Source organism: Streptococcus mitis (genome assembly GCF_946190335.1).
Taxonomy (GTDB): Bacteria; Bacillota; Bacilli; order Lactobacillales; family Streptococcaceae; genus Streptococcus; species Streptococcus mitis_CH.
The window spans coordinates 30,792-53,203 of the sequence record NZ_CAMHZN010000006.1 but is presented as its reverse complement, the minus strand read 5'-3'; the positions used below and the strand labels follow the sequence as shown (position 1 = coordinate 53,203).

Annotated in this window: 23 protein-coding genes; 17 read left to right on the top strand and 6 right to left on the bottom strand. The window is 40.6% G+C overall.

Annotation, left to right across the window (positions count from 1 at the left end; all coding sequences use genetic code 11):
- The first annotated feature begins 2 nt into the window (after nucleotides 1-2).
- The 3 genes from N8O43_RS08575 (at nucleotide 3) to ilvD (ending at nucleotide 3,723) form a co-directional block, all read left to right on the top strand.
- The gene (locus N8O43_RS08575) at nucleotides 3-860 is read left to right on the top strand and encodes a transketolase (RefSeq protein WP_000603569.1); all 858 of its coding nucleotides are present in this window, start codon (nucleotides 3-5) and stop codon (nucleotides 858-860) included.
- On the top strand, nucleotides 857-1,789 hold the full coding sequence (locus N8O43_RS08570; RefSeq protein WP_000986407.1) for a transketolase family protein: 933 nt from the start codon (nucleotides 857-859) through the stop codon (nucleotides 1,787-1,789). Before N8O43_RS08575 ends, N8O43_RS08570 begins: the two co-directional genes overlap by 4 nt.
- A gap of 230 nt (nucleotides 1,790-2,019) precedes the next feature.
- Nucleotides 2,020-3,723, top strand: coding sequence for a dihydroxy-acid dehydratase (ilvD, locus tag N8O43_RS08565; RefSeq protein ID WP_000137346.1), 1,704 nt, complete (start codon nucleotides 2,020-2,022; stop codon nucleotides 3,721-3,723).
- Nucleotides 3,724-3,934: 211 nt separating this feature from the next.
- Here the strand turns inward: ilvD and N8O43_RS08560 are convergent, their stop codons facing one another.
- Nucleotides 3,935-4,276 (bottom strand): metal-sulfur cluster assembly factor, encoded by a 342-nt coding sequence (locus N8O43_RS08560; protein WP_001204052.1) that lies wholly within the window; start codon nucleotides 4,274-4,276, stop codon nucleotides 3,935-3,937.
- Nucleotides 4,277-4,400: 124 nt separating this feature from the next.
- Between N8O43_RS08560 and N8O43_RS08555 the strand changes: the two genes are divergently transcribed.
- The 13 genes from N8O43_RS08555 to N8O43_RS08495 all read left to right on the top strand — a co-directional run bounded on the left by N8O43_RS08555 (nucleotide 4,401) and on the right by N8O43_RS08495 (nucleotide 14,920).
- A complete protein-coding gene (locus tag N8O43_RS08555; protein ID WP_261090074.1) occupies nucleotides 4,401-5,252 on the top strand; it encodes a helix-turn-helix domain-containing protein in 852 nt (283 codons plus the stop codon).
- A gap of 197 nt (nucleotides 5,253-5,449) precedes the next feature.
- Nucleotides 5,450-6,697, top strand: coding sequence for an MFS transporter (locus tag N8O43_RS08550; protein ID WP_000770640.1), 1,248 nt, complete (start codon nucleotides 5,450-5,452; stop codon nucleotides 6,695-6,697).
- 77 nt (nucleotides 6,698-6,774) lie between these two features.
- On the top strand, nucleotides 6,775-8,055 hold the full coding sequence (gene hisS, locus N8O43_RS08545) for a histidine--tRNA ligase (protein WP_261090073.1): 1,281 nt from the start codon (nucleotides 6,775-6,777) through the stop codon (nucleotides 8,053-8,055).
- Nucleotides 8,055-8,522, top strand: a complete 468-nt coding sequence (locus N8O43_RS08540; protein WP_314726020.1) for a hypothetical protein — start codon at nucleotides 8,055-8,057, stop codon at nucleotides 8,520-8,522. Before hisS ends, N8O43_RS08540 begins: the two co-directional genes overlap by 1 nt.
- Nucleotides 8,523-8,531: 9 nt before the next feature.
- On the top strand, nucleotides 8,532-8,738 hold the full coding sequence (locus tag N8O43_RS08535; protein WP_001176229.1) for a helix-turn-helix transcriptional regulator: 207 nt from the start codon (nucleotides 8,532-8,534) through the stop codon (nucleotides 8,736-8,738).
- Nucleotides 8,738-8,935 (top strand): hypothetical protein, encoded by a 198-nt coding sequence (locus tag N8O43_RS08530; protein ID WP_125451581.1) that lies wholly within the window; start codon nucleotides 8,738-8,740, stop codon nucleotides 8,933-8,935. The genes N8O43_RS08535 and N8O43_RS08530 overlap by 1 nt, the downstream gene beginning before the upstream one ends.
- A 2-nt stretch (nucleotides 8,936-8,937) precedes the next feature.
- Entirely contained in the window at nucleotides 8,938-9,678 is a 741-nt protein-coding gene (locus N8O43_RS08525) for a DUF3169 family protein (RefSeq protein ID WP_042749833.1), read from the top strand.
- Nucleotides 9,679-9,688: 10 nt separating this feature from the next.
- The gene (locus N8O43_RS08520; RefSeq protein ID WP_261090072.1) at nucleotides 9,689-10,513 is read left to right on the top strand and encodes an ABC transporter ATP-binding protein; all 825 of its coding nucleotides are present in this window, start codon (nucleotides 9,689-9,691) and stop codon (nucleotides 10,511-10,513) included.
- Entirely contained in the window at nucleotides 10,506-11,204 is a 699-nt protein-coding gene (locus N8O43_RS08515; protein ID WP_261090071.1) for an ABC transporter permease, read from the top strand. The genes N8O43_RS08520 and N8O43_RS08515 overlap by 8 nt, the downstream gene beginning before the upstream one ends.
- Nucleotides 11,205-11,213: 9 nt before the next feature.
- Complete coding sequence (locus tag N8O43_RS08510; RefSeq protein WP_261090070.1) at nucleotides 11,214-11,855, top strand: CPBP family intramembrane glutamic endopeptidase; 642 nt, start codon at nucleotides 11,214-11,216, stop codon at nucleotides 11,853-11,855.
- A 17-nt stretch (nucleotides 11,856-11,872) separates the two neighbouring features.
- Complete coding sequence (locus N8O43_RS08505) at nucleotides 11,873-12,103, top strand: hypothetical protein (RefSeq protein WP_000832188.1); 231 nt, start codon at nucleotides 11,873-11,875, stop codon at nucleotides 12,101-12,103.
- A gap of 134 nt (nucleotides 12,104-12,237) precedes the next feature.
- Nucleotides 12,238-14,001, top strand: coding sequence for an aspartate--tRNA ligase (gene aspS / locus N8O43_RS08500; RefSeq protein WP_000830916.1), 1,764 nt, complete (start codon nucleotides 12,238-12,240; stop codon nucleotides 13,999-14,001).
- A complete protein-coding gene (locus tag N8O43_RS08495) occupies nucleotides 13,979-14,920 on the top strand; it encodes a YitT family protein (protein ID WP_000806275.1) in 942 nt (313 codons plus the stop codon). Before aspS ends, N8O43_RS08495 begins: the two co-directional genes overlap by 23 nt.
- Before the next feature lie 28 nt (nucleotides 14,921-14,948).
- Here N8O43_RS08495 and N8O43_RS08490 read toward each other — a convergent pair whose 3' ends face one another.
- The 5 genes from N8O43_RS08490 to N8O43_RS08470 all read right to left on the bottom strand — a co-directional run bounded on the left by N8O43_RS08490 (nucleotide 14,949) and on the right by N8O43_RS08470 (nucleotide 20,399).
- Nucleotides 14,949-15,935 (bottom strand): LacI family DNA-binding transcriptional regulator, encoded by a 987-nt coding sequence (locus tag N8O43_RS08490; RefSeq protein ID WP_001145421.1) that lies wholly within the window; start codon nucleotides 15,933-15,935, stop codon nucleotides 14,949-14,951.
- A gap of 9 nt (nucleotides 15,936-15,944) precedes the next feature.
- Nucleotides 15,945-16,745, bottom strand: coding sequence for a DUF1189 domain-containing protein (locus tag N8O43_RS08485; RefSeq protein ID WP_261090069.1), 801 nt, complete (start codon nucleotides 16,743-16,745; stop codon nucleotides 15,945-15,947).
- 135 nt (nucleotides 16,746-16,880) lie between these two features.
- Nucleotides 16,881-17,723: a sugar ABC transporter permease gene (locus N8O43_RS08480; protein WP_001065642.1), complete on the bottom strand. Its 843-nt coding sequence runs from the start codon at nucleotides 17,721-17,723 to the stop codon at nucleotides 16,881-16,883.
- Between the two features lies 1 nt (nucleotide 17,724).
- Nucleotides 17,725-19,017, bottom strand: coding sequence for a sugar ABC transporter permease (locus N8O43_RS08475; protein WP_031237127.1), 1,293 nt, complete (start codon nucleotides 19,015-19,017; stop codon nucleotides 17,725-17,727).
- Between the two features lie 110 nt (nucleotides 19,018-19,127).
- Nucleotides 19,128-20,399, bottom strand: a complete 1,272-nt coding sequence (locus N8O43_RS08470; protein WP_023947615.1) for an extracellular solute-binding protein — start codon at nucleotides 20,397-20,399, stop codon at nucleotides 19,128-19,130.
- 476 nt (nucleotides 20,400-20,875) lie between these two features.
- Here N8O43_RS08470 and malQ point away from each other — a divergent pair, with 476 nt between their 5' ends.
- On the top strand, nucleotides 20,876-22,393 hold the full coding sequence (gene malQ / locus N8O43_RS08465; protein WP_125443454.1) for a 4-alpha-glucanotransferase: 1,518 nt from the start codon (nucleotides 20,876-20,878) through the stop codon (nucleotides 22,391-22,393).
- Nucleotides 22,394-22,412 lie beyond the last annotated feature (19 nt).

Below are 22,412 nucleotides of genomic sequence, written 5' to 3'. Positions count from 1 at the left end.
GGATGATTTTAAGTGAAAATAGAGAAGATGAGTTAAGAAAATTTGCGACTAAAATCCGATTAAATACTCTTAGAACATTGAATCATCTTGGATTCGGTCATTATGGAGGGAGTCTGTCTATAGTAGAAGTTTTAGCAGTGCTTTATGGTGAAATAATGCCGATGACTCCAGAAATATTTGCATCACGAGATAGAGATTATTTTGTTTTATCCAAGGGACATGCTGGACCGGCTTTATACAGCACACTCTATTTGAATGGTTTCTTTGACAAAGAATTCTTATATTCTTTAAATACAAATGGAACCAAATTACCGTCTCATCCTGATAGAAATCTAACGCCGGGCATAGATATGACAACTGGCTCTTTAGGACAGGGAATTAGTGTTGCAACCGGACTTGCATATGGTCAGAGAATAAGAAAAAGTCCCTTTTATACTTATGCTATTGTTGGAGATGGTGAGTTAAATGAGGGACAATGTTGGGAGGCTATACAGTTTGCTTCTCATCAACAGTTATCTAATTTAATTGTATTTGTAGACGATAACAAAAAACAATTAGATGGTTTTACAAAGGATATTTGTAATCCAGGTGATTTTGTAGAAAAATTCTCAGCATTTGGATTTGAATCCATTAGGGTCAATGGTTCAGATATTAGAGAAATTTATGAAGGGATTGTCCGATTAAAACAGTCAAATGATTCATCCCCTAAGTGTATTGTATTAGATACTACTAAAGGTCAAGGAGTTCGAGAGCTGGAAGAAATGAAATCCAATCATCATCTTCGCCCTACTGTAGAGGAGAGACAAATGTTAACTTCAGTTGTAGAAAGATTAAGTCAGGAATTGGAGGAAACAGAATGATGAGAAGTACGAAAGAATTACGACATGTGTATAGAGATTTCCTTCTAGAGGCTAACCAAAGTTATTCTGATATAGTAGTTTTAGAAGCAGATTTGTCAAGTTCTATGGCTACTAATAATCTTGAAAAGGACTTTAGAGACCGTTATGTGAATGTTGGAATCATGGAAGCAGAAATGGTCGGGCTTGCAGCAGGTTTATCTATTCAGGGGTTTAGACCTTATCTTCATACATTTGGCCCTTTTGCTTCACGAAGAGTATTTGATCAATTATTTATTTCTCTTGGATACGCACAATTGGATGCCACTGTGATTGGATCAGATGCAGGAGTAACTGCAGAAATGAATGGTGGGACACATATGCCATTTGAAGAAATTGGATTGTTACGTTTAATTCCTAAATCAATCATTTTCGAAGCAACTGATGATATCCAATTTCGTGAAATCTTGAACCAGACATTAGACTTAAAAGGACTAAAATATATTCGAACAATTAGAAAAGCTCCAGAGGCTGTATATCAAGGTGGAGAAGATTTTTCTAAAGGCTACATTGAGTTAAGACACGGTGAAGATGTTGTAATAGTTGCTTCTGGCATAATGGTTGCTCCAAGTATTCGAGTTGCGGATGAACTGTTTAAATTAGGTTATTCAGTAGGTGTGATAGATTTATTTAGAATCAAACCGATACCAGAACAGATAAAAACAATGTTAAGTGGAAAAACTATATTTACTGTAGAAAACCACAATCAGATAGGTGGAATTGGCAGTGCTTTATGTGAATTATTCTCTGATGATGGAATAACAAAAATTCATCGGATGGGTGTTCAAGAAAGATTCGGTCAAGTAGGGAAAATGGATTATCTTCTTAATGAATATGGTTTGAGTGAATCGAATATAAAAGAGAAAGTTCTAGAGTTTTATAATGCAAGATAGATGTTAAATACACTTATCTGAAAGAACTTCTGTAAAAATTACATTACGTTATTTAAAGCAAGCGGATTAAAAGCATATTCTGGTAATCAGAAAGTGCCCTGATCCGCTTTGTTGTTTTTAATTTAAAATGTTTATATGTGTATAGAATTTTCTGAAAATTCAAGAATTTTCTTCTGTTCATTGCCTTTAAAATGTGCTATAATAGTAAAAACTGAAATGGGAGGGATAAGATGACTGAATTAGATAAACGTCACCGCAGTAGCATTTATGATAGTATGGTTAAATCACCAAACCGTGCCATGCTTCGTGCGACTGGTATGACAGATAAGGACTTTGAAACACCGATTGTGGGGGTTATTTCGACTTGGGCGGAAAATACACCATGTAACATTCACTTGCATGATTTTGGGAAATTAGCTAAAGAAGGTGTAAAATCAGCAGGTGCTTGGCCTGTGCAGTTTGGGACAATTACCGTAGCGGACGGAATTGCTATGGGAACGCCAGGTATGCGTTTCTCTCTAACATCTCGTGATATCATCGCGGACTCAATCGAAGCGGCGATGGGGGGCCACAATGTGGATGCCTTTGTTGCTATCGGTGGCTGTGATAAGAACATGCCTGGTTCTATGATTGCCATTGCCAATATGGATATCCCAGCTATTTTCGCCTATGGTGGAACTATTGCACCGGGAAATCTTGATGGCAAAGACATTGACTTGGTTTCTGTTTTTGAGGGTATCGGAAAATGGAACCACGGTGATATGACGGCTGAGGACGTAAAACGTCTCGAATGTAATGCCTGCCCTGGACCTGGTGGCTGTGGTGGTATGTATACTGCTAATACCATGGCGACTGCTATTGAAGTTCTAGGTATGAGTTTGCCAGGCTCTTCATCTCACCCAGCTGAATCAGCTGACAAGAAAGAAGACATTGAAGCAGCAGGACGTGCTGTTGTTAAGATGTTGGAGCTCGGTCTCAAACCATCAGACATCTTGACTCGTGAAGCCTTTGAAGATGCCATCACTGTAACTATGGCTCTCGGTGGTTCTACAAATGCCACTCTTCACTTGCTTGCCATTGCCCATGCTGCCAATGTTGACTTGTCACTTGAGGACTTCAATACGATCCAAGAGCGTGTGCCTCACTTGGCCGACTTGAAACCATCTGGTCAGTATGTCTTCCAAGACCTCTATGAAGTCGGTGGTGTGCCTGCGGTTATGAGATACCTCTTGGCAAATGGTTTCCTTCATGGAGACCGCATTACATGTACTGGTAAGACTGTAGCTGAAAACTTGGCTGACTTTGCAGACCTTACACCAGGTCAAAAAGTTATCATGCCACTTGAAAATCCAAAACGTGCAGACGGTCCGCTTATCATCTTGAACGGGAACCTTGCCCCTGATGGTGCGGTTGCTAAAGTATCAGGTGTTAAAGTGCGTCGTCACGTTGGTCCAGCTAAGGTCTTTGACTCAGAAGAAGATGCGATTCAGGCAGTTCTGACAGATGAAATCGTTGATGGCGATGTAGTTGTTGTCCGTTTCGTTGGGCCTAAGGGTGGTCCTGGTATGCCTGAGATGCTGTCACTTTCATCAATGATCGTTGGTAAAGGTCAAGGAGACAAGGTTGCCCTCTTGACAGATGGCCGTTTCTCTGGTGGTACTTATGGTCTGGTTGTTGGACATATCGCTCCTGAGGCTCAGGATGGTGGACCGATTGCCTACCTTCGTACAGGCGATATCGTTACGGTTGACCAAGATACCAAAGAAATTTCCATGGCCGTATCGGAAGAAGAACTTGAAAAACGTAAGGCAGAAACAACCTTGCCACCACTCTACAGCCGTGGTGTCCTCGGTAAATATGCCCATATCGTATCATCTGCTTCACGCGGAGCCGTGACAGACTTCTGGAATATGGACAAGTCAGGTAAAAAATAAACTCAAAAAGCAAGCCAACTTCGGCTTGCTTCTTTTCATCTTCAAAAGTGATTTGCCTGCTTATACTCAATAAAAATCAAAGAGCAAACTAGAAAGCTAGGCGCAGGTTGCTCAAAACACTGTTTTGAGGTTGTGGATAGAACTGACGAAGTCAGTAACCGTACTACGACAAGCCGACGCTGACGTGGTTTGAAGAGATTTTTGAAGAGTATTAACGAGGTGGCAGTCCAAGGGCAATACGGCCGTAGCGACTGATTCGTGTAATCTTCCAGGCAGGCGACCATGTAACTTCAACCTTGACATCTTCGATACCCTCGATTTGTTTCAGACCTGCCACGATTTCAATAGGCAAACTTTCAGCGCAATCACAGGCAGTGTCAGTGAAGGTCATGACAATCTTGCAGAGACCTGTTTCGTCCAGATTGATTTCATAAATCAATCCTAGATTGTAAACATCCAATTCCACATCTGTATCAAAAACCTTCTCTAGTTTTTCGATAATTTGGTCTTGTAAAGCCAAAGCGCGGTCATTGATTTTAATATCGTCTCTCATAGCAGTCCCTCCACCTGATAAATATCCTCTATTTTCTCATAATTCTGACAATTTGGCAAGTTTTTGATGAATTTTCTGAAAAAATATGATAACATAAATAAAACACCGAATTAAGGAGAAGTCTATGGAGCAGATTGGAAAAGTCTTTAGACAATTACGAGAGTCAAGAAATATCTCGCTGAGACAAGCAACTGGGGGACAATTTTCTCCGTCTATGTTGTCCCGATTTGAAACTGGTCAGAGTGAGCTTTCGGTGGAAAAGTTTCTATTTGCTCTGGGAAATATATCTGCCAGTGTAGAGGAAATTCTCTTTCTGGCTAGAGGTTTTCAGTATGATACAGATTCTGAGTTGAGAAAAGAAATCACAGATGTCTTGGACCTAAAGAATATAGCACCTCTTGAGGATTTGTATCGCCAGGAGTATCAAAAGTATGCCAATTCTCAAAACAAACAGAAACATATTCTAAATGCCATTATTATCAAGTCTTATATGAAGGGCATGGATGAAACGGTAGAGTTAACGGCAGAGGAAGGGAAAGTCCTTCATGACTACTTGTTTTCTACTGAGATTTGGGGAATCTATGAACTCAATTTGTTCTCAGTCAGTTCTCCGTTCTTATCTGTTTCTCTTTTTACTAGGTATGTACGAGAAATGGTCCGCAAATCTGATTTTCTAATGGAAATGTCTGGAAACCGAAACCTTTTTCACACCATGCTATTGAATGGTTTTTTAGCTAGCATTGAATGTGAAGAATTTACCAATGCCTCTTATTTTAAACGTGTCATCAAAGAGCATTTCTACAAGGAAAATGAGACCTATTTCCGAATTGTCTATTTGTGGGCGGAAGGTCTCCTTGATAGCAAGCAGGGCAGAGTCAAGGAAGGTCAGAAAAAGATGGAGGATGCTGTCCATATTTTTGAGATGCTTGGTTGCAACAAATCTGCCGAATACTATAGAAATACGACCGATTGTTGAATATCTGCAAACTAAGAAAATAATTTGAAATTTTAAGCGATAGAACTCTTACCCTCTCTCAGGTTATCAAAGAAGTTCTATCGTTTTTTTGCTTATTTTGTGTGTTGCATATATTCAAAAGTTTTCCTTTTCAATTTCTAAGTGCTATACTATTGTCATACTTCATATAGGAATTATAACAAGAAGGGGGATTACCTATGAAACTATTGTTTAGAAATCAAGCTTATCGACTCTTGACTTTGTCACGCTTCTTCAATGCTTTTGGTGCTTCGATTTTCAATCTGGTATTTATCGTCTATGCATCGACCTTGCCACAAGCATCTTTTGCGGTTGCTATGGCGAATATTGTCATGCTTCTTCCGACTCTCTTTACAGTTTTTGTAGGGATTCGGGCAGATTACACGAGGGACAAGGTCAAATGGATGGTCTATAGCGGTTTGTTTCAGGCAGTTTTATTTTTTCTAGCAGCTCTAGTTGTTCAGCAAGCTACTCTCTTTGCCTTTTCTAGCCTGTGTTTAATCAATGTCATTAGTGATGTCATCAGTGATTTTGCTGGTGGTTTGCGCATGCCTCTCATTAAGGAAAAAGTAGCTGAAGATGATCTGATGGAGGCTTATTCTTTTTCCCAGTTCATCACCTATATTTCAGCTATTGGTGGTCAAGCTTTTGGAGTGTGGCTCTTAGGGTTATCGGTCAATAATTTTTCTCTCGTTGCGGGAATCAATGCCTGTTTTTTCCTAGTATCAGCCGTTATCCTCTTTTTAGGAAAAAGCAAATTGAGACTGTCAATGTCATCTGCTGATGGTGAAATTCTAAAAAATGAGAAGCTTCCGATCAAAGAGCAGTTCCTAACGATTTATCGAAATTTACGTCTCGTTTTTCTTAAAGGTGGACAGAAAAACTTTGGATTCATGATCTTTGCTGTCTTGCTTATCAATGCCTTGGGTGGTTCCTTAGGGGGCATCTACAATATCTTCTTTTTGAGCCATTCTCTCTTGAATTTTTCTTACACAGAGGCATTATTTATCAGTCAAGTCGGTGCTGTAGTAGCAGTCATCATCAGTAGCCTTACGGGCAATGATTATTTTGGGAAGCAGTCCTTGCCTAGATTGATGATGTGGGTGACCGTAGGACTTAGTCTAGTTGGTCTGGCTAATGTATTCAATCAAGTCGTGCTTGGTTTGCTATTTCTATTTTTAACTCTGTATATGTCTGGTAAAGTTCAACCAAAGATTAGTGCCATGCTCATGAAAAATCTAGCTCCAGAAGTTCTAGCTCGTACCAGTAATTTTTTAGGTTTATTGTTTACCTTATCCATACCTGTGGGAACAGCTTGTTTCTCACTAGTAGCCGTATGGAATATACAGTTGACTTGGATGCTATTTGTTGGTCTTTCCTTCCTGGCTATTCTTTTGACAGTTATTAATCTCAAAAATGATATCTAAATCCTAAATTTTTTCTCACTGTTTTAATCCCTTTATTTATGGTAAAATAAGACTATTAAGTTTAAAGAGGATTCCCTATGAAATTACAAAAACCAAAAGGAACGCAGGATATTTTACCTGCTGAATCTGCCAAGTGGCAGTACGTTGAGGGCTTTGCCCGTGAGATTTTCAAGCGCTATAACTACTCAGAAGTGCGCACGCCTATTTTTGAGCACTACGAGGTTATCAGTCGCTCTGTCGGAGATACAACGGATATCGTGACCAAGGAAATGTATGACTTCTATGACAAGGGTGACCGCCATATTACCCTCCGTCCAGAAGGAACTGCGCCAGTTGTCCGTTCCTATGTGGAAAATAAACTCTTCGCCCCAGAAGTGCAAAAGCCAAGTAAGTTCTACTACATGGGCCCTATGTTCCGCTATGAGCGTCCACAGGCAGGGCGTTTGCGCCAGTTCCACCAGATTGGTGTTGAGTGCTTTGGCTCTAGCAATCCAGCTACCGATGTGGAAACAATCGCTATGGCAGCTCATTTCTTGAAAGAAATCGGCATCCAAGATGTTAAATTGCACCTCAACACGCTTGGCAATCCTGAGAGCCGTGCAGCCTACCGTCAGGCCTTGATTGACTATTTGACACCGCTCAAGGAGACCTTATCTAAGGATAGCCAACGTCGCTTGGAGGAAAATCCTCTCCGTGTCTTGGACTCTAAGGAAAAAGAAGACAAGGTGGCAGTGGAGAATGCACCATCTATCTTGGATTTCCTTGATGAAGAAAGCCAAGCTCATTTTGATGCTGTGCGTCAGATGTTGGAAAATCTGGGTGTAGACTATATCATCGATACCAATATGGTGCGTGGTCTGGACTACTACAACCACACCATTTTTGAGTTTATCACTGAGATTGAGGGAAATGACCTGACAGTCTGTGCGGGTGGTCGTTACGATGGTTTGGTTTCTTACTTTGGAGGCCCTGAAACTGCTGGATTTGGTTTTGGACTTGGTGTAGAGCGCCTGCTTCTCATCCTTGAAAAGCAAGGTGTGGCCCTCCCTATCGAAAACGCCCTAGATGTCTATATCGCAGTCTTGGGTGATGGAGCAAATGTCAAGGCCTTGGAGTTGGTGCAAGCCCTTCGCCAACAAGGTTTCAAAGCAGAGCGTGATTACCTCAACCGTAAGCTCAAAGCTCAGTTCAAGTCAGCCGATGTCTTTGCGGCTAAGACCCTCATCACTCTAGGCGAGAGCGAAGTCGAAAGCGGACAAGTGACGGTCAAGAACAACCAAACCCGAGAAGAAGTGCAAGTGTCACTTGAGGCTATCAGCCAAAACTTCTCAGAAATCTTTGAAAAACTAGGATTTTAATGATAGATAAACTGGTCAGGAACTTACTCCTGACCTTTTTCTTTTGCAAAATGACAAAAATAATAAACTTTTTGACAAATATGCTTGTCAAAAAGAAAAAGATGTGTTACAATGAATTCAAGTTAAGAAATAGGAAGCAGAAAGGAGCTATGATGTGGGTAGTAGTATTTATACTATTTATGATTTTCTTTTATTCTAATAATTCTAAAAAAATCAAGAAACTAGAGAATAAAATCAAAAAGCTTGAGCGAAAAGAGAAAGGAAATATAGAAATGTCAAGATTATTGCAAGAAATGATTGGAAAGAAACCAATTATAACGGGAGTGTATATTGGGCCAGATAACTGGGAAGTTGTGGATGTTGACGAGGAATGGGTCAAACTACGTAGCGTTGATAAAAAGGGGAAAGAAAAATTCAAGTTGCAACGTATTGAGGATATCCAAACCGTTGAATTTGACGGAGAGTAGGTGTGTAACATGCAACTAAAAAATCGTCTAAAAGAGCTTCGGGCTCGCGATGGTCTCAATCAAACCGACCTGGCCAAGTTAGCAGGGGTTTCCAGACAGACCATTAGCCTATTAGAACGGGACGAATACACCCCGTCCATTGTGATTGCCTTGAAAATATCTCAGATTTTCAACGAAACAGTTGAATCGGTATTTCGCTTGGAGGAGGATGAGTGATGAACAAGTATAAAGTGATTTATTATGTAGTTGCCATAGCTCTATTAGTCAGCGTATTTCTACTGATTGGGATGGACCTAGGCTGGTTTAATCCATATCAAAGCGACCAATTTATTTGGGCCTACTTTGCTCTTATCCCAGTCGTTGACTGGATTGAAAAGAAAGCAAACAATCTAGCAAGTGAAAAAGGAGAATGAATATGGAAAAGAAAAGGAAACGTGGATTGTTGTTTTTAATGTCTGTTGTCTTGGGAGGTTTCTTGGGCGGTTTTGTAGGGATGTTTAAGGCTGCTACCGAATCCCACGAAATTATGTTAGATGTAAAAGTCTTGATACCATGGATATCAGCTATTTGTTTAGTGTTAGGTTTCATTAGCATTTTTTTGACATTCAATTTCTTAAAGAAAAGCAGAAAATTTCACTCCTTGTATCAAGAGGAAATGGATGATGATCTGAATGAAACCTATTATGTGCAGATGTATCGGAATCTCGAGTTTGGAACTATTGCTTTTAATAGTGCAAGCGTAGCGATTTTATTGGCTCTCTTCATTTCAGGAAGTGAAGTAATTGTACTCGATATAAGCCATATAACCTTATCCCTTTCCTTTTTGGGATTAGTGTTAGTTTTAAATGCTCAAAAATATCTTTTTAAGACCATTGCGATTGTTCGTCAGTTTGATTTAGTATTTTTCTCTACACCAAAGGATATCTTGGACCATTTCGATTCTTATGATGAAGGGGAGCGCAAGGCTAATTTGGAACAGAGTTTTCGGATTTTATTCCAATTAAATAACTATGTCTTGCCAGCTTTGTACTTTCTGATCGCTCTCTTTTCCTTACTGACAGGAGAGATTCAGTTACTAGCCTTCTTGCTTGTAGGAGCAATCCATATTTATATCAATGTGATGCAGTTACCTATGGTAAAACGTTATTTCAAATAAAGGAGTTTCTATGATTCGTGTTGAAAATGTAAGCAAAAGTTTTGGGAGCAAAAAGGCTCTTCATCAGATTTCTTTTGAGATCAAGGAGGGTGAAATCTTTGGTTTTCTTGGACCTTCTGGCTCAGGTAAAACAACCATGATCAATGTCTTAACAGGTCAGTTGGCTGCAGATCAAGGTAACACAATTTTGTTAGGCAAGAATTCTCAAGATTTAACTTCAAATGATTTGGAACAAATTGGTATTGTTAGTGATGGCAGTGGTTTTTATGAAAAGATGAGTCTTTACAAAAATCTGCTCATCTATGCTAAGCTATATGGTCTCAAGTCAGATAGAGTAAATCAGGTGCTCCAACAGGTTGGATTGGCAGATGCTAAAGATGTTATCGCAGAAAAGTTATCTACTGGAATGAAACAACGAATGTTCTTGGCTCGTGCCCTTCTGAATGCTCCTAAGATTCTCTTTCTAGATGAGCCAACCAGTGGCTTAGACCCTACAACATCTAAGATGATTCATACCCTACTTCAAGAATTAAAGCAGGCGGGGACAACTATCTTTTTGACCACGCATGATATGCATGAAGCAACTCTGCTTTGTGATCGCTTATCTCTTTTGAATAAGGGGAACTTAATAGAGTATGGAAGTCCGCAAGATATTATCCAGAAGTACCATGTGGATAAGAAAGTACGTGTGGTTTATAACGATGGACGAGAACAGATCGTTCCATTTGAAGAATTGCCACATTTAGACACGACAGATTTGATGTTGGTTCACTCTTGTGAGCCAACACTAGAAGAAATCTTTATCAGATTGACAGGAGAAAAGTTAGATGTTTAGAAAATTAAATGCCCTACTATGGTTAAGAGTGCAAGTTCTTATTAGCAATTCAACTTTGTTGGCGACTCTATTGTTGCCTTTTGGACTGGCTGTTCTATATAATGCATTCATGAATAAGAATGGAGAATTGAGTACGTTTCTCCTTTCTATGAGTTTGACCATGGTCTTGAGCATGGGAAGTGGTTATATGGTATCGATTATGATGGCAGAAGATAAGGAAAAGCGCAATCTTAAATCACTCATCCTAAGTGGTGTGACAGCAACAGAATATACTATTAGTATGCTCGTCCTCCCTTTGTTGATTATGTTGCTTGGAATGATTTTACTACCAGTCTATCTTAAAGTAGATGTATCGGGTTATTTAGTTGCCTATGTTATCTATTTGATTCTAGCAACTATTAGTGTTATTTTTCTCAACCTTCTAATCGGTGCGGTGTCAGATACTCAGTCTAAAGCGCAAGTTTATAGTATCTTTCCTATGTTTATCGTCTCTGTTTTGCCCATGATTGCTCTTCAAAATGATACGATTCAGAAAGTGTTGGATTACTCTTTTGTTGGTCCAATTGTAAATCTTTTAAATAAAAAAGGTGGGGAAATATCTTTTTCTAATATTGGTATGTTACTTGCCTGGATACTTGTGTTAGGAATAGCGAACCTCTTTGTATTGAAAAATAGCTATAAAGCAAGATAGGAGAACTTTATGAAACTACTTAAAAACCTTGGCTGGTTTCTTCTAGCCATTCTATCCTTTTTATTCATCTATGGCTTCATTCAGGTGCTCGCGACTACTTCGCTTGCCTTAGGTGCTTCACCCTATGCTGTTACCCTACTCTATGTGGCCTTGGCTGGAGTTTATGTGTACGGTATTTACAAATGGTACCAGAAAGGTCCTGTTCATATTGAGAAGAGCGGATTTAACCGATTTATTTGGCTCCCTGCCTTGGTTTGGTTTTTATCTCTTGTCGTTCAATTCTTCTTGCCAAACGACCCTTCAGTAAATCAACAAATAGCGATAGACTTGACCTTGTCTCAACCACTTTTCTCATTCTTTGCGGTCGTTATTTTTGCTCCTTTGACGGAAGAACTTATCTTTAGAGGAATGTTGGCACGCTATCTCTTTCCTAAGCAGGACAATAGTAAACAAACTCTGATTTTTCTTCTGGTATCCAGTGTTTTGTTTGCCTTAGGTCATTTCCCAAGTGATGTGCAACAATTTTTTGTCTATTTTAGTCTTGGTTTTAGTTTGGGCTTGGCTTATATTAGCAGAAAAGGTCTGGTCTACAGTATTTCTCTCCACGCTTTGAATAATTTAGTCGGCTTTTTGATGATTCTCATGCTATAATAGAGTCAGGAGGTCACATGAAACGAGTAATTTTATTAGCAGTGATTCAAGCAGTTGTTCTATTTTTCATCATTGGGGCACTATCTTATGCCTTCAAGGGAGATTTCTTCTACAGTCATCTAGCAGTGGTCTTTGCCCCTATTGCCGGTATCTGGCGTTTTGGGACAGCTTACACAACGGAAATTGTCTTGCCTCGAAAGGCAGCTGAAATTGCTGAAAAGCGTAAAGCAGGCAAAAATTCAAAATAAAAGAGTCCGGTGAAGTTCATCGGATTTTTGTATGGGCGTTAATTTTTAAAGACTGGCAAACTTTTCTGCTGATTTTCATGAAGAGCCTGCGCTTTTATGGTAAAATAGTAACAGAATAAAAGAGGAGAGAAAACATGAAACGTAGTATGTATGCTGGTCGTGTTCGTGAGGAACACATCGGACAAGAAATGACCTTGAAAGGATGGGTTGGCCGTCGTCGTGACCTTGGTGGTTTAATCTTTATCGATCTTCGTGACCGTGAAGGAATCATGCAGTTGGTTATCAATCCTGAAAAAGTTTCTGCAGAGGTTATGGCAACAGCTGAAAGCCTTCGTAGCGAATTTGTTATCGAGGTGACTGGTCAGGTCGCTGCGCGTGAGCAAGCCAATGATAAGTTGCCAACTGGTGCAGTTGAGTTAAACGTGACAGCCTTGACAGTGTTGAATACAGCTAAAACAACCCCATTTGAGATTAAGGATGGCATTGAGGCAAATGACGATACGCGTTTGCGTTACCGTTACCTTGACCTTCGTCGTCCAGAAATGTTGGAAAATCTTAAACTTCGTGCTAAGGTGACCCACTCTATTCGCAACTACTTGGATGAGTTGGAGTTTATCGACGTGGAGACACCATTCCTTTCTAAGTCAACTCCTGAAGGGGCGCGTGACTACTTGGTGCCATCTCGTGTTAATAAAGGGCATTTTTACGCGCTTCCTCAAAGTCCACAAATCACGAAACAACTCTTGATGAATGCTGGATTTGATCGTTATTACCAAATCGTCAAATGTTTCCGTGACGAGGACTTGCGTGGTGACCGCCAGCCTGAGTTCACTCAGGTCGACTTGGAAACATCTTTCCTTACTGAGCAAGAAATCCAAGATATCACAGAAGGCTTGATTGCGCGTGTCATGAAGGAAACAAAAGGCATTGAAGTCACTCTGCCTTTCCCACGTATGAAGTATGATGATGCTATGGCTCTTTACGGTTCTGACAAGCCAGATACCCGTTTTGACATGTTGCTTCAGGACTTGACAGAAGTGGTCAAAGGTGTAGACTTTAAAGTCTTTTCAGAAGCACCTGCTGTAAAAGCAATTGTAGTCAAAGGAGCTGCGGACAACTATTCACGTAAAGACATCGACAAGATGACGGAAGTAGCCAAACAATATGGTGCCAAAGGTCTTGCTTGGGTCAAGGTTGTTGATGGAGAATTAAACGGACCAGTTTCCAAGTTCTTGACTAGCATCCAAGCAGAATTGACAACAGCGCTTGCTCTTGAAGATAAGGACCTCGTTCTCTTTGTGGCGGATACGCTTGAAGTGGCCAATGCAACACTCGGTGCCCTTCGTGGACGTATTGCCAAAGAGCTTGGTTTGATTGATGGCGATAAATTCAACTTCCTTTGGGTGGTTGACTGGCCAATGTTTGAATGGTCTGAAGAAGAAGGCCGTTACATGAGTGCCCACCATCCGTTTACTCTTCCACAGGAAGAAACAGCTCACGAATTAGAAGGTGACTTGGCTAAGGTTCGTGCCATTGCTTACGATATCGTCTTGAACGGTTATGAGCTTGGTGGTGGTAGCCTTCGTATCAATCAAAAAGACCTTCAAGAACGCATGTTCAAGGCTCTTGGTTTCTTAGCCGAAGAAGCAAATGACCAGTTTGGTTTCCTTCTTGAAGCCATGGACTATGGTTTCCCACCACACGGTGGCTTGGCTATCGGGCTTGACCGATTTGTCATGCTCTTAGCAGGAGAAGAAAATATCCGTGAAGTCATTGCCTTCCCTAAGAATAACAAGGCAACTGATCCAATGACACAAGCTCCTTCAACAGTAGCTCTAAAACAACTAGAGGAACTCAGCTTACAAGTAGAAGAAGATGAAACAAGCAAAACGAATTAAGCGGTGGCGCTATTATCTGCGTCGCTTTGCTCATCAGATAAAAATTTTACGTGTCTTACAAAGCATCTCTCGAGAAAAGTATGACGAGAAGATCTCGGCTTCTCTGGTCTATGGTTTTTTATCAGCAGTAGCGGTCAATTTCTTTTTCCAACCAGGGCATGTGTATTCGAGTGGTGCGACAGGTCTGGCACAGATTATCTCTGCCTTGAGTAATCACTGGTTTGGTTTTCACATTCCGATTTCACTGACCTTTTACGCCATTAATTTTCCTTTGATGGTCTTGGCTTGGTATCAGATTGGGCATAAGTTCACCATCTTTACCTTTATCACGGTGTCCATGAGTTCCTTCTTTATCCAGTTTGTCCCTGTGGCGACCTTGACGGAGGATCCCATTATCAATGCCCTTTTTGGAGGTGTTGTTATGGGCTTGGGGATTGGTTTTGCTCTTCGCAACAATATCTCCAGTGGTGGAACGGATATCGTCAGCCTGACCATTCGCAAGAAAACAGGTAAGAATGTTGGTAGTATTTCGTTCTTGGTCAATGGGACCATCATGCTGATAGCAGGCTTGACCTTTGGTTGGAAATACGCTCTCTACTCTATGATTACCATCTTTGTCTCTAGCCGTGTGACAGACGCTGTCTTTACCAAGCAAAAACGCATGCAGGCCATGATTGTGACCAATCATCCAGACAAGGTAATTGAAAAAATCCATAAAAAATTGCACCGCGGAGCAACCATGATCCATGATGCAGAAGGAACCTATAATCACGAAAGAAAGGCAGTTTTAATCACTGTCATTACACGTGCAGAGTTTAATGAATTTAAACAGATTATGAAACAGGTGGATCCAGGTGCCTTTGTCTCTGTATCTGAGAATGTTCATATTCTGGGACGATTCGTTGAAACAGAAAATTAGTAACTAAAAAACCAGCGCGAGCTGGTTTTTATTTTTCGATAATTTTATGGGCAATTAACTGACGATAACAAATTTGCTTATTGCTTTTAGCATCGTTGATAATCTGGAGGATAGTTTCAAGAGAAACACGACCAAGTTCTAAGCTATTGATATCGACATAGGCCGCCAAGTTGAGCTTGGGATTGACCGAGTCAAAGCTGAGAACAGGGACATCCAGTTGGTGCTTGGCAATATAGTCACAGACCCCTTCGGCTAGGAGACTATCGGTTGTAATGATAGCATCAATCTGTGGATCATGCTGAAAGAGGAGTTTACTAAATTGATACCCTTTTTCTTCTAAGAACTCCGTTGCAAAATAGGTCAAATTTTCGTCAATAGGCAGTTGGTATTGCTTGAGTGCTGACTCATAGCCTGTTAAACGGTCTTGCGTTACGAAGAGTCGCTTAGTCCCTCCAATGAAGGCAATTCGTTTGCAGCCTTTTTTGATGAAATATTCTGTTGCATCAAAACCAGCTTGGACATTGTCATTATCGACAAGAGGGATAAAGGGTGAAATGGATTTTCCTAGGATGAGGAAGGGGAATTGCTCATCAGCGACCAGTTTGACCAAGGGATCCTCCTCTTCGGCATAAAGGAAAATCAAACCATCCACACGTTTACCGTAAACCATCTGTGAAATAGCTTTAAGGCGCTCTTTTTCATCTTTACCTGTTGCAATCTGAATAGCGTAGTGGTTTTCAGATGCGACTTGGGCGATACCACGGAGGACAGATGGGAAGAAAGGATTTTGATAGAAGGCGTCTGAATCGTCAGGAAGGACCAAGCCGATAACTTGGGTATAACTGCTTACCAAACTACGAGCGTTGAGGTTGGGATGGTAATTGAGCTCCTTCATAGCCTTGCGAACGCGTTTTTTTGTTTCGTCGCTAATGGTTGATTTATTTTGAATAACACGGGTTACGGTTGAAGGCGAAACACCAGCAGCCTTGGCCACGTCTTTAATCGTAACGGGCATAAAAATCTCCTATTTATGGTAATCTGGATCACGGAAATGCGTTTTATAAAAGATAGTGACCAGATACAGAACAAAAAGAATGTTTTGTACAGTAATCAGAGTTGTCATATTTTGGCCGAATAAGCCCAAAATAAGCGTAATCAGAGTTGGTAATCCTAAACAGTTCAAGATAAAATGGTAGCACTCTTTAAAGGTCCTAAATGAAAAGAGGCGTGATTTCTTAGTGATATAAAGGAGAAGACTCGCTCCTAGAGAGACAATGAAGAAATTCAAACCAAAGAGGAAGCTAGCACCGAGAACTAGGAAGAGACTGATATAGACACGATTTTGCTGGTACCAGTCTTTAGAAATGGCTTGGGTCAAGCTGTCTTTGTTTTTGAAACTCTCAGTCTGAATCGCTCGGTAAGAGATACGGGTCAGCTCTTTACTTTCCTTGCTGATGACGAGCTCATTCGTATCGAAATGCAGTTGCAAGTCCTTAGGTAATTCCTTGCTTTGACTTGGACCGATCACAATAGAAGGCGCTTGACTAGCTGTTCCTGTATAAGTTAATTTGCCATCAACAATTGTAGCATGTTCAGAGAGATTCTGGACAACCTCATCTGTCAATGGTTCATAGACATTATCGATAAAGGTTTCTAGCGGATAAGTATCTTGTGAACTGTTTTGGATGGCAATGGGTACCATAGACAAGCTGATAAGGAAGATACTGGTAAAGAGAAGCTGAAACCAGTTGAGTCCGAAACGTTTGGACAGGGGCTTACGAAATCCCCAAATACTTGAAAAATAGGAAAATGGATATGGAAGCATAGGTATCTTTCTAAAAGGTGTTTTCTATATGAGTATTATTATATAGAGAAATGTGCTTTATTTCAAGTCTAGGGGATAAATTGCTTGTTGTTAGTATATATTTTGTAGCAATAAGAAAAGGGTGGCGGGGATATATTATCCCTTGTCGCCACCACTTGTAAGTCCTGAAACAAAGTTCTTTTGTAGGAAGAAGAAGAGAATACAGATTGGAAGGGCGATGAGGATAGCACCTGCTGAGAAGTAGGCAATCTTCAAGTTCTTCGCATTGTTGACGAAGGTTTGGAGACCAACGGCAACAGTAAAGTATTCTTTCTCACGAAGCAAGAAACTAGAGAGGATGTAGTCCCCGAAAGGTCCCATGAAGGCCCAGAGAGCTTGTACGGCAACCATTGGGCGAACAAGTGGAAGAACAATTTGCCAGAAGCGACGGAAGTGTCCTGCACCGTCTAGTTTTGCAGATTCGTCTAGAGACATTGGCACTGTATCGAAGTAGCCTTTCATGAGCCAAGCATTCATCGGGATACCACCACCAACGTATAGGAAGATGAGGAACCAGCTGTGGTTAAGGGCATTCAACATAAGCGCCATAACGAAGAAGGCTGTCAAAGCGGCCATGGTTGGCACCATTTGGATAATCAAGAAGAAGACCAAACTTTGTTTACGAGCCAAGAAGTTGTAACGGCTGTAGGCATAACCAGCAAGTACGATGATACTTGTTTGAACCGCCATGGTAACCAAGGCGATGATCAAGGTATTGAGATACCAAGTACCGTATAGAGTTTCAGTAAAGAGTCCTTTAAAGTTATCAAAATTGAAGTCGATGTTAGTATCAAGTTTAAAGGCTGCGACGTTACCTGCTTTAAAGGCTGACATGATGGTAATCAACAGTGGATAGATAATCACGATTGATAGACCAATCAAGTAGAGGTAAGTAAGGGTTTGAGTCAGTCTACGTTTGAGTTTAATTGAGTTATTCATCTTAGACGTCCTCCATATCAAATGCGTGTAGTTTCTTGAATGCGATCATAGAGATTGAGATGACAATGATAGAGATAATCAAGGTAACAGCTGCCGCCATTGAGTATTGAGGAGATGTACCTGTTGTCAAACGGTAGATCCATGAGATCAAGATATCAGTTGAACCAGCTCCCCCTCCGACACTACCAGGACCTCCACCATTGAAGAGGTACATGATAGAGAAGTTGTTAAAGTTGAAGGTGTATTGGCTAATCAAAGTAGGTGCAGCAACAGCCAAGATCATTGGGAAAGTGATGTTGCGGAATTTTTGCCAAGCATTAGCACCGTCAATATAAGCTGCTTCGTAAAGGTCGTTAGGAATAGATTGCAAGATACCCAAGGTCAAAACGTAGATATATGGGAATCCAAGCCAACCTTGCATCATAATCAAGGCAATCTTAGTCCAAGTTGGGTCTGTTTTCCAAGGAATAAGAGCACCATCAAGGAAAGGAAGGAATTTAGCCAAGATTGGCAATACTTGAGTGTTGATAGCACCAACACTATCGTTAAACATGTTTGAGAATGTCAAGATAGTGATGAAGGCTGGGACAGCCCAAGGAAGAAGGAAAATAACACCGAAGATACGTTTTCCTTTGATAAATGGTTGGTTAGCAATGATAGCTGTGAAGATACCAATGACGATCTGTAAAGTTGAGGCAGATAAAGCCCAGATGATAGTCCAAGAAAGGACGGCACCAAAGGCAGAACGGAAGGTACTCAAGCTCCAAATGTTTGTAAAGTTGGTCAAACCAACCCAGTCCAACAATTTGTTTGGTGGCAAGTGTTGGAAGTCGTAGTTGGTAAAGGCGATCATCAAGGTTACGATAACTGGGAAGATAATCGCAAAAGTCATGGCAATGTAAGATGGAATGATTAAGAGGTAAGGGAAGCCATTTTCATAGATTCCTTTGACCATTTCTTTAAAGGTAAGTGCTACTGGTATGCCATTGTTAATGTGTTTGGCAGTTGTATGTGCGTCTTTGATATTTGCGAAATAAAAGAGTACATAAACAACTACAAAGATTAAATGGAAGGCACCACGAATCAGCATAAAGAGGGAATTATCACGACCTGGTTTGTCACCAAGAGTGATGAGATTGCTCAATTCAGGGGCTGCAAGTGCTAGGAAGTAAAGGACGAATACGATGGTTACACCAAGGAAGATAAAACCTTTGGCTTTTTGTTTATTGTAAATCTGTCCTAACCCAGGAATGATAGACAGCAGAGCTGCTTTACTAGGTTGTTGCTTTTCCATAATAACTCCTTTCATAGGATACTGGTTTCTAATTAAAACCTAAACTATATATGTTTTTGATTGATAAATTCAAAGGGGGATTTGATTTCCACCCCCCTTGAACAAATTTTTTATTCACCAAATTTTTGTTTGATTGTTTCTTTGATCAATGTTACAGCGTCGTTAGCAGCTGTTTTCGCATCTTTCTTACCACTTACAGCATCAAAGAGCATAGTTTTCGCTGGATCCCAAACTGCAGACATTTGAGAAATGTTTGGCATTGGTTGAGCGTTCTTGAACTGTTTGATAACAGCTGTTGTCAACTCATCATTTTTACCTTCAGCATATGTACGAGCTTCAGTGTTAGCTGGGATTTCGTTAGTTGTATCGTAGAAGGCTTTTTGTTCTTCAGTTGAAACAAGGAAGTCTACAAATTTTTGAGCGCCTTCAAGGTTCTTAGTGCTTGATGGGATGATCCAAGCTTTACCACCACCGAATGCAGCATATTCTTTTCCATTTGGAAGAGTTGGGATAGTTGCAACACCGTAGTTTACTTTAGCATCTTTAAAGGCTTGAGCTTTCCAAGGTCCGTCGATGATAGCAGCTGTTTTACCTTCTTGGAATTGAGTTTGGATTAAGTTGCCAGCACCTTCAGTATCTTGCATACCTTTAGGCCATTTTTCATACCAAGATTTAGCGTAGTTGATACCTGCGATAGAACCGTCGTTTGCAAGACCGATATCTTTAGCGTCTTTACCGTTTTGTCCGAATACGTAAGCACCGTTACCAGCAAGAAGTCCATATGCATAGTAGAAGTTTGTCCAGTCAGCTAGGAAAGCAGAAGTTTTTCCATCTTCTCCAGCGAAGGCATATTTGCTATCTTTAGCAAGGTTTTCTAAGTCAGCAAAAGTTTTTGGAGCTTCTTTTACCAAGTCTTTGTTGTAGTACATAACAAGTGACTCGATAACAGCAGGAGCACCGTAAACTTTACCATCAGCAGCTGTTACAAGAGATTTAGTTTTATCATCTGTTTTAGCGCCGTCGCTCAATTTAACTTCTGAAAGTTGTCCGTCAGTACCAAGGCTACCTACACGGTCGTATGGAGCCATCATAACGTCAGCAGCTTGACCTGATTGGTTGTCAAGAGAAAGTTTGTCAAGCCCACCCATTTGGTCTCCTGTTTTGATGGTAACTTTTACGCCAGCTTCTTTTTCGTAAGCTTTTGCAGCTGATTCAGCAAAGGCTTTATATTGGTCTTCAACGTAGAAAGTGAGTTCTTTCGCTTCAGATGAACCAGAATCAGCAGGCTTATCAGCAGTTTTGCTTCCGCAAGCTACCAAAAGCAAGCTAGCAAGTGTAGCAGTTCCAAGCACAGCAGCGCTCTTCATGAATTTAGATGACATAGTGTATTCCTCCTAAAGAATAACAAATTTTATAATGAGGAAACGCAAACGTTTTCCTTTATGTGACTAGTATAGCACAATCAGAAAGCGGTTGCAAGTGTTTTTTGTAAAAATTTTTAAAAAAATTGTAAAAAAAGTAACCGCTTCATCGTTATATAATAGTAGAAAATCTCAAAAATCGGTTTTGTTTTAAATTTAAAAAAGTTGAGAAAACGATTGCCTAATTTACAAATGGAAAGCAGAGAGGACTCTCACTTTATTTTTGCTTAATAAGATAAGTGAAACCCTTATTCCTATTTTGTTTGTTTCCTGAAAGGATATATATACAAGTAAGAAGAAAAAATTTAAAAAAATAATCAAAAAAGTTATTTAAAACCGCTTGCATTTATCAAGGAAATGAGTTATACTAGTAATAGCGCAAACGTTTGCGTTCATAAAAATGTAATATCTAACTATAAACACATGAGGTGCTTATTATGAAAAAACGTCAAAGTGGTGTGTTGATGCACATTTCTTCTCTTCCAGGGGCATACGGAATCGGATCATTTGGTAAAAGTGCTTACGACTTCGTTGATTTCTTGGTTCGCACAAAACAACGTTACTGGCAAATCCTTCCACTAGGAACAACTAGTTACGGAGACTCTCCTTACCAATCTTTCTCAGCCTTCGCAGGGAACACTCATTTTATCGATTTAGATATCTTGGTGAAACAAGGCTTGTTGCAAGCAAGTGACCTTGAAGGAGTTGACTTTGGTAGTGATGCGTCTGAAGTTGATTATGCGAAAATCTACTATGCACGTCGTCCTCTTTTAGAAAAAGCGGTAAAACGTTTCTTGGAAGTAGGAGATGTTAAGGATTTTGAGAAATTCGCTCAAGACAACCAATCATGGCTTGAACTCTTTGCAGAGTATATGGCTATTAAAGAGCATTTTGACAATCTTGCTTGGACTGAATGGCCAGATGCAGATGCTCGTGCTCGTAAAGCTTCAGCACTTGAAAGCTACCGTGAGCAATTGGCAGACAAGTTGGTTTACCACCGTGTGACTCAATACTTCTTCTTCCAACAATGGTTGAAATTGAAAGCTTACGCTAACGACAACCACATCGAAATCGTTGGGGACATGCCAATCTATGTAGCGGAAGATTCAAGCGATATGTGGGCAAATCCACATCTCTTCAAGACAGATGTCAACGGTAAGGCAACTTGCATCGCAGGATGCCCACCAGATGAGTTTTCTGCAACTGGTCAGCTTTGGGGTAACCCAATCTATGACTGGGAAGCAATGGACAAAGACGGCTACAAATGGTGGATTGAACGCTTGCGTGAAAGCTTCAAAATCTACGACATCGTTCGTATCGACCACTTCCGTGGTTTCGAATCTTACTGGGAAATCCCTGCTGGTTCTGATACAGCAGCACCTGGTGAGTGGGTGAAAGGTCCTGGCTACAAGCTTTTTGCAGCCGTTAAGGAAGAGCTTGGTGAGCTAAACATCATCGCAGAAGACCTTGGTTTCATGACAGACGAAGTTATCGAATTGCGTGAACGTACTGGCTTCCCAGGAATGAAGATTCTTCAATTTGCTTTCAACCCAGAAGATGAAAGTATCGATAGCCCACACTTGGCACCTGCTAACTCAGTTATGTACACAGGAACACACGATAACAATACGGTCCTTGGTTGGTACCGTAACGAGATCGATGATGCGACTCGTGAGTACATGGCTCGCTACACTAACCGTAAAGAATACGAAACAGTGCCACACGCTATGCTTCGTACAGTCTTTTCATCAGTTAGCTTCATGGCAATTGCAACTATGCAAGATTTGCTAGAATTGGATGAGGCGGCTCGTATGAACTTCCCATCTACCCTTGGTGGAAACTGGTCTTGGCGTATGACTGAAGATCAATTGACACCAGCTGTCGAGGAAGGCTTGCTTGACTTGACAACAATCTATCGCCGAATCAATGAAAATTTGGTAGATTTAAAGAAATAATACAATATCAGGAGACACC

What these genes read in the sequence shown, in the direction of transcription:
- N8O43_RS08575 (WP_000603569.1), top strand. Translation starts at nt 3, where the DNA reads ATGATTTTAAGTGAAAATAGAGAAGATGAGTTAAGAAAATTTGCGACT.
- N8O43_RS08570 (WP_000986407.1), top strand. Translation starts at nt 857, where the DNA reads ATGATGAGAAGTACGAAAGAATTACGACATGTGTATAGAGATTTCCTT.
- ilvD (WP_000137346.1), top strand. Translation starts at nt 2,020, where the DNA reads ATGACTGAATTAGATAAACGTCACCGCAGTAGCATTTATGATAGTATG.
- N8O43_RS08560 (WP_001204052.1), bottom strand. Translation starts at nt 4,276, where the DNA reads ATGAGAGACGATATTAAAATCAATGACCGCGCTTTGGCTTTACAAGAC.
- N8O43_RS08555 (WP_261090074.1), top strand. Translation starts at nt 4,401, where the DNA reads ATGGAGCAGATTGGAAAAGTCTTTAGACAATTACGAGAGTCAAGAAAT.
- N8O43_RS08550 (WP_000770640.1), top strand. Translation starts at nt 5,450, where the DNA reads ATGAAACTATTGTTTAGAAATCAAGCTTATCGACTCTTGACTTTGTCA.
- hisS (WP_261090073.1), top strand. Translation starts at nt 6,775, where the DNA reads ATGAAATTACAAAAACCAAAAGGAACGCAGGATATTTTACCTGCTGAA.
- N8O43_RS08540 (WP_314726020.1), top strand. Translation starts at nt 8,055, where the DNA reads ATGATAGATAAACTGGTCAGGAACTTACTCCTGACCTTTTTCTTTTGC.
- N8O43_RS08535 (WP_001176229.1), top strand. Translation starts at nt 8,532, where the DNA reads ATGCAACTAAAAAATCGTCTAAAAGAGCTTCGGGCTCGCGATGGTCTC.
- N8O43_RS08530 (WP_125451581.1), top strand. Translation starts at nt 8,738, where the DNA reads ATGAACAAGTATAAAGTGATTTATTATGTAGTTGCCATAGCTCTATTA.
- N8O43_RS08525 (WP_042749833.1), top strand. Translation starts at nt 8,938, where the DNA reads ATGGAAAAGAAAAGGAAACGTGGATTGTTGTTTTTAATGTCTGTTGTC.
- N8O43_RS08520 (WP_261090072.1), top strand. Translation starts at nt 9,689, where the DNA reads ATGATTCGTGTTGAAAATGTAAGCAAAAGTTTTGGGAGCAAAAAGGCT.
- N8O43_RS08515 (WP_261090071.1), top strand. Translation starts at nt 10,506, where the DNA reads ATGTTTAGAAAATTAAATGCCCTACTATGGTTAAGAGTGCAAGTTCTT.
- N8O43_RS08510 (WP_261090070.1), top strand. Translation starts at nt 11,214, where the DNA reads ATGAAACTACTTAAAAACCTTGGCTGGTTTCTTCTAGCCATTCTATCC.
- N8O43_RS08505 (WP_000832188.1), top strand. Translation starts at nt 11,873, where the DNA reads ATGAAACGAGTAATTTTATTAGCAGTGATTCAAGCAGTTGTTCTATTT.
- aspS (WP_000830916.1), top strand. Translation starts at nt 12,238, where the DNA reads ATGAAACGTAGTATGTATGCTGGTCGTGTTCGTGAGGAACACATCGGA.
- N8O43_RS08495 (WP_000806275.1), top strand. Translation starts at nt 13,979, where the DNA reads ATGAAACAAGCAAAACGAATTAAGCGGTGGCGCTATTATCTGCGTCGC.
- N8O43_RS08490 (WP_001145421.1), bottom strand. Translation starts at nt 15,935, where the DNA reads ATGCCCGTTACGATTAAAGACGTGGCCAAGGCTGCTGGTGTTTCGCCT.
- N8O43_RS08485 (WP_261090069.1), bottom strand. Translation starts at nt 16,745, where the DNA reads ATGCTTCCATATCCATTTTCCTATTTTTCAAGTATTTGGGGATTTCGT.
- N8O43_RS08480 (WP_001065642.1), bottom strand. Translation starts at nt 17,723, where the DNA reads ATGAATAACTCAATTAAACTCAAACGTAGACTGACTCAAACCCTTACT.
- N8O43_RS08475 (WP_031237127.1), bottom strand. Translation starts at nt 19,017, where the DNA reads ATGGAAAAGCAACAACCTAGTAAAGCAGCTCTGCTGTCTATCATTCCT.
- N8O43_RS08470 (WP_023947615.1), bottom strand. Translation starts at nt 20,399, where the DNA reads ATGTCATCTAAATTCATGAAGAGCGCTGCTGTGCTTGGAACTGCTACA.
- malQ (WP_125443454.1), top strand. Translation starts at nt 20,876, where the DNA reads ATGAAAAAACGTCAAAGTGGTGTGTTGATGCACATTTCTTCTCTTCCA.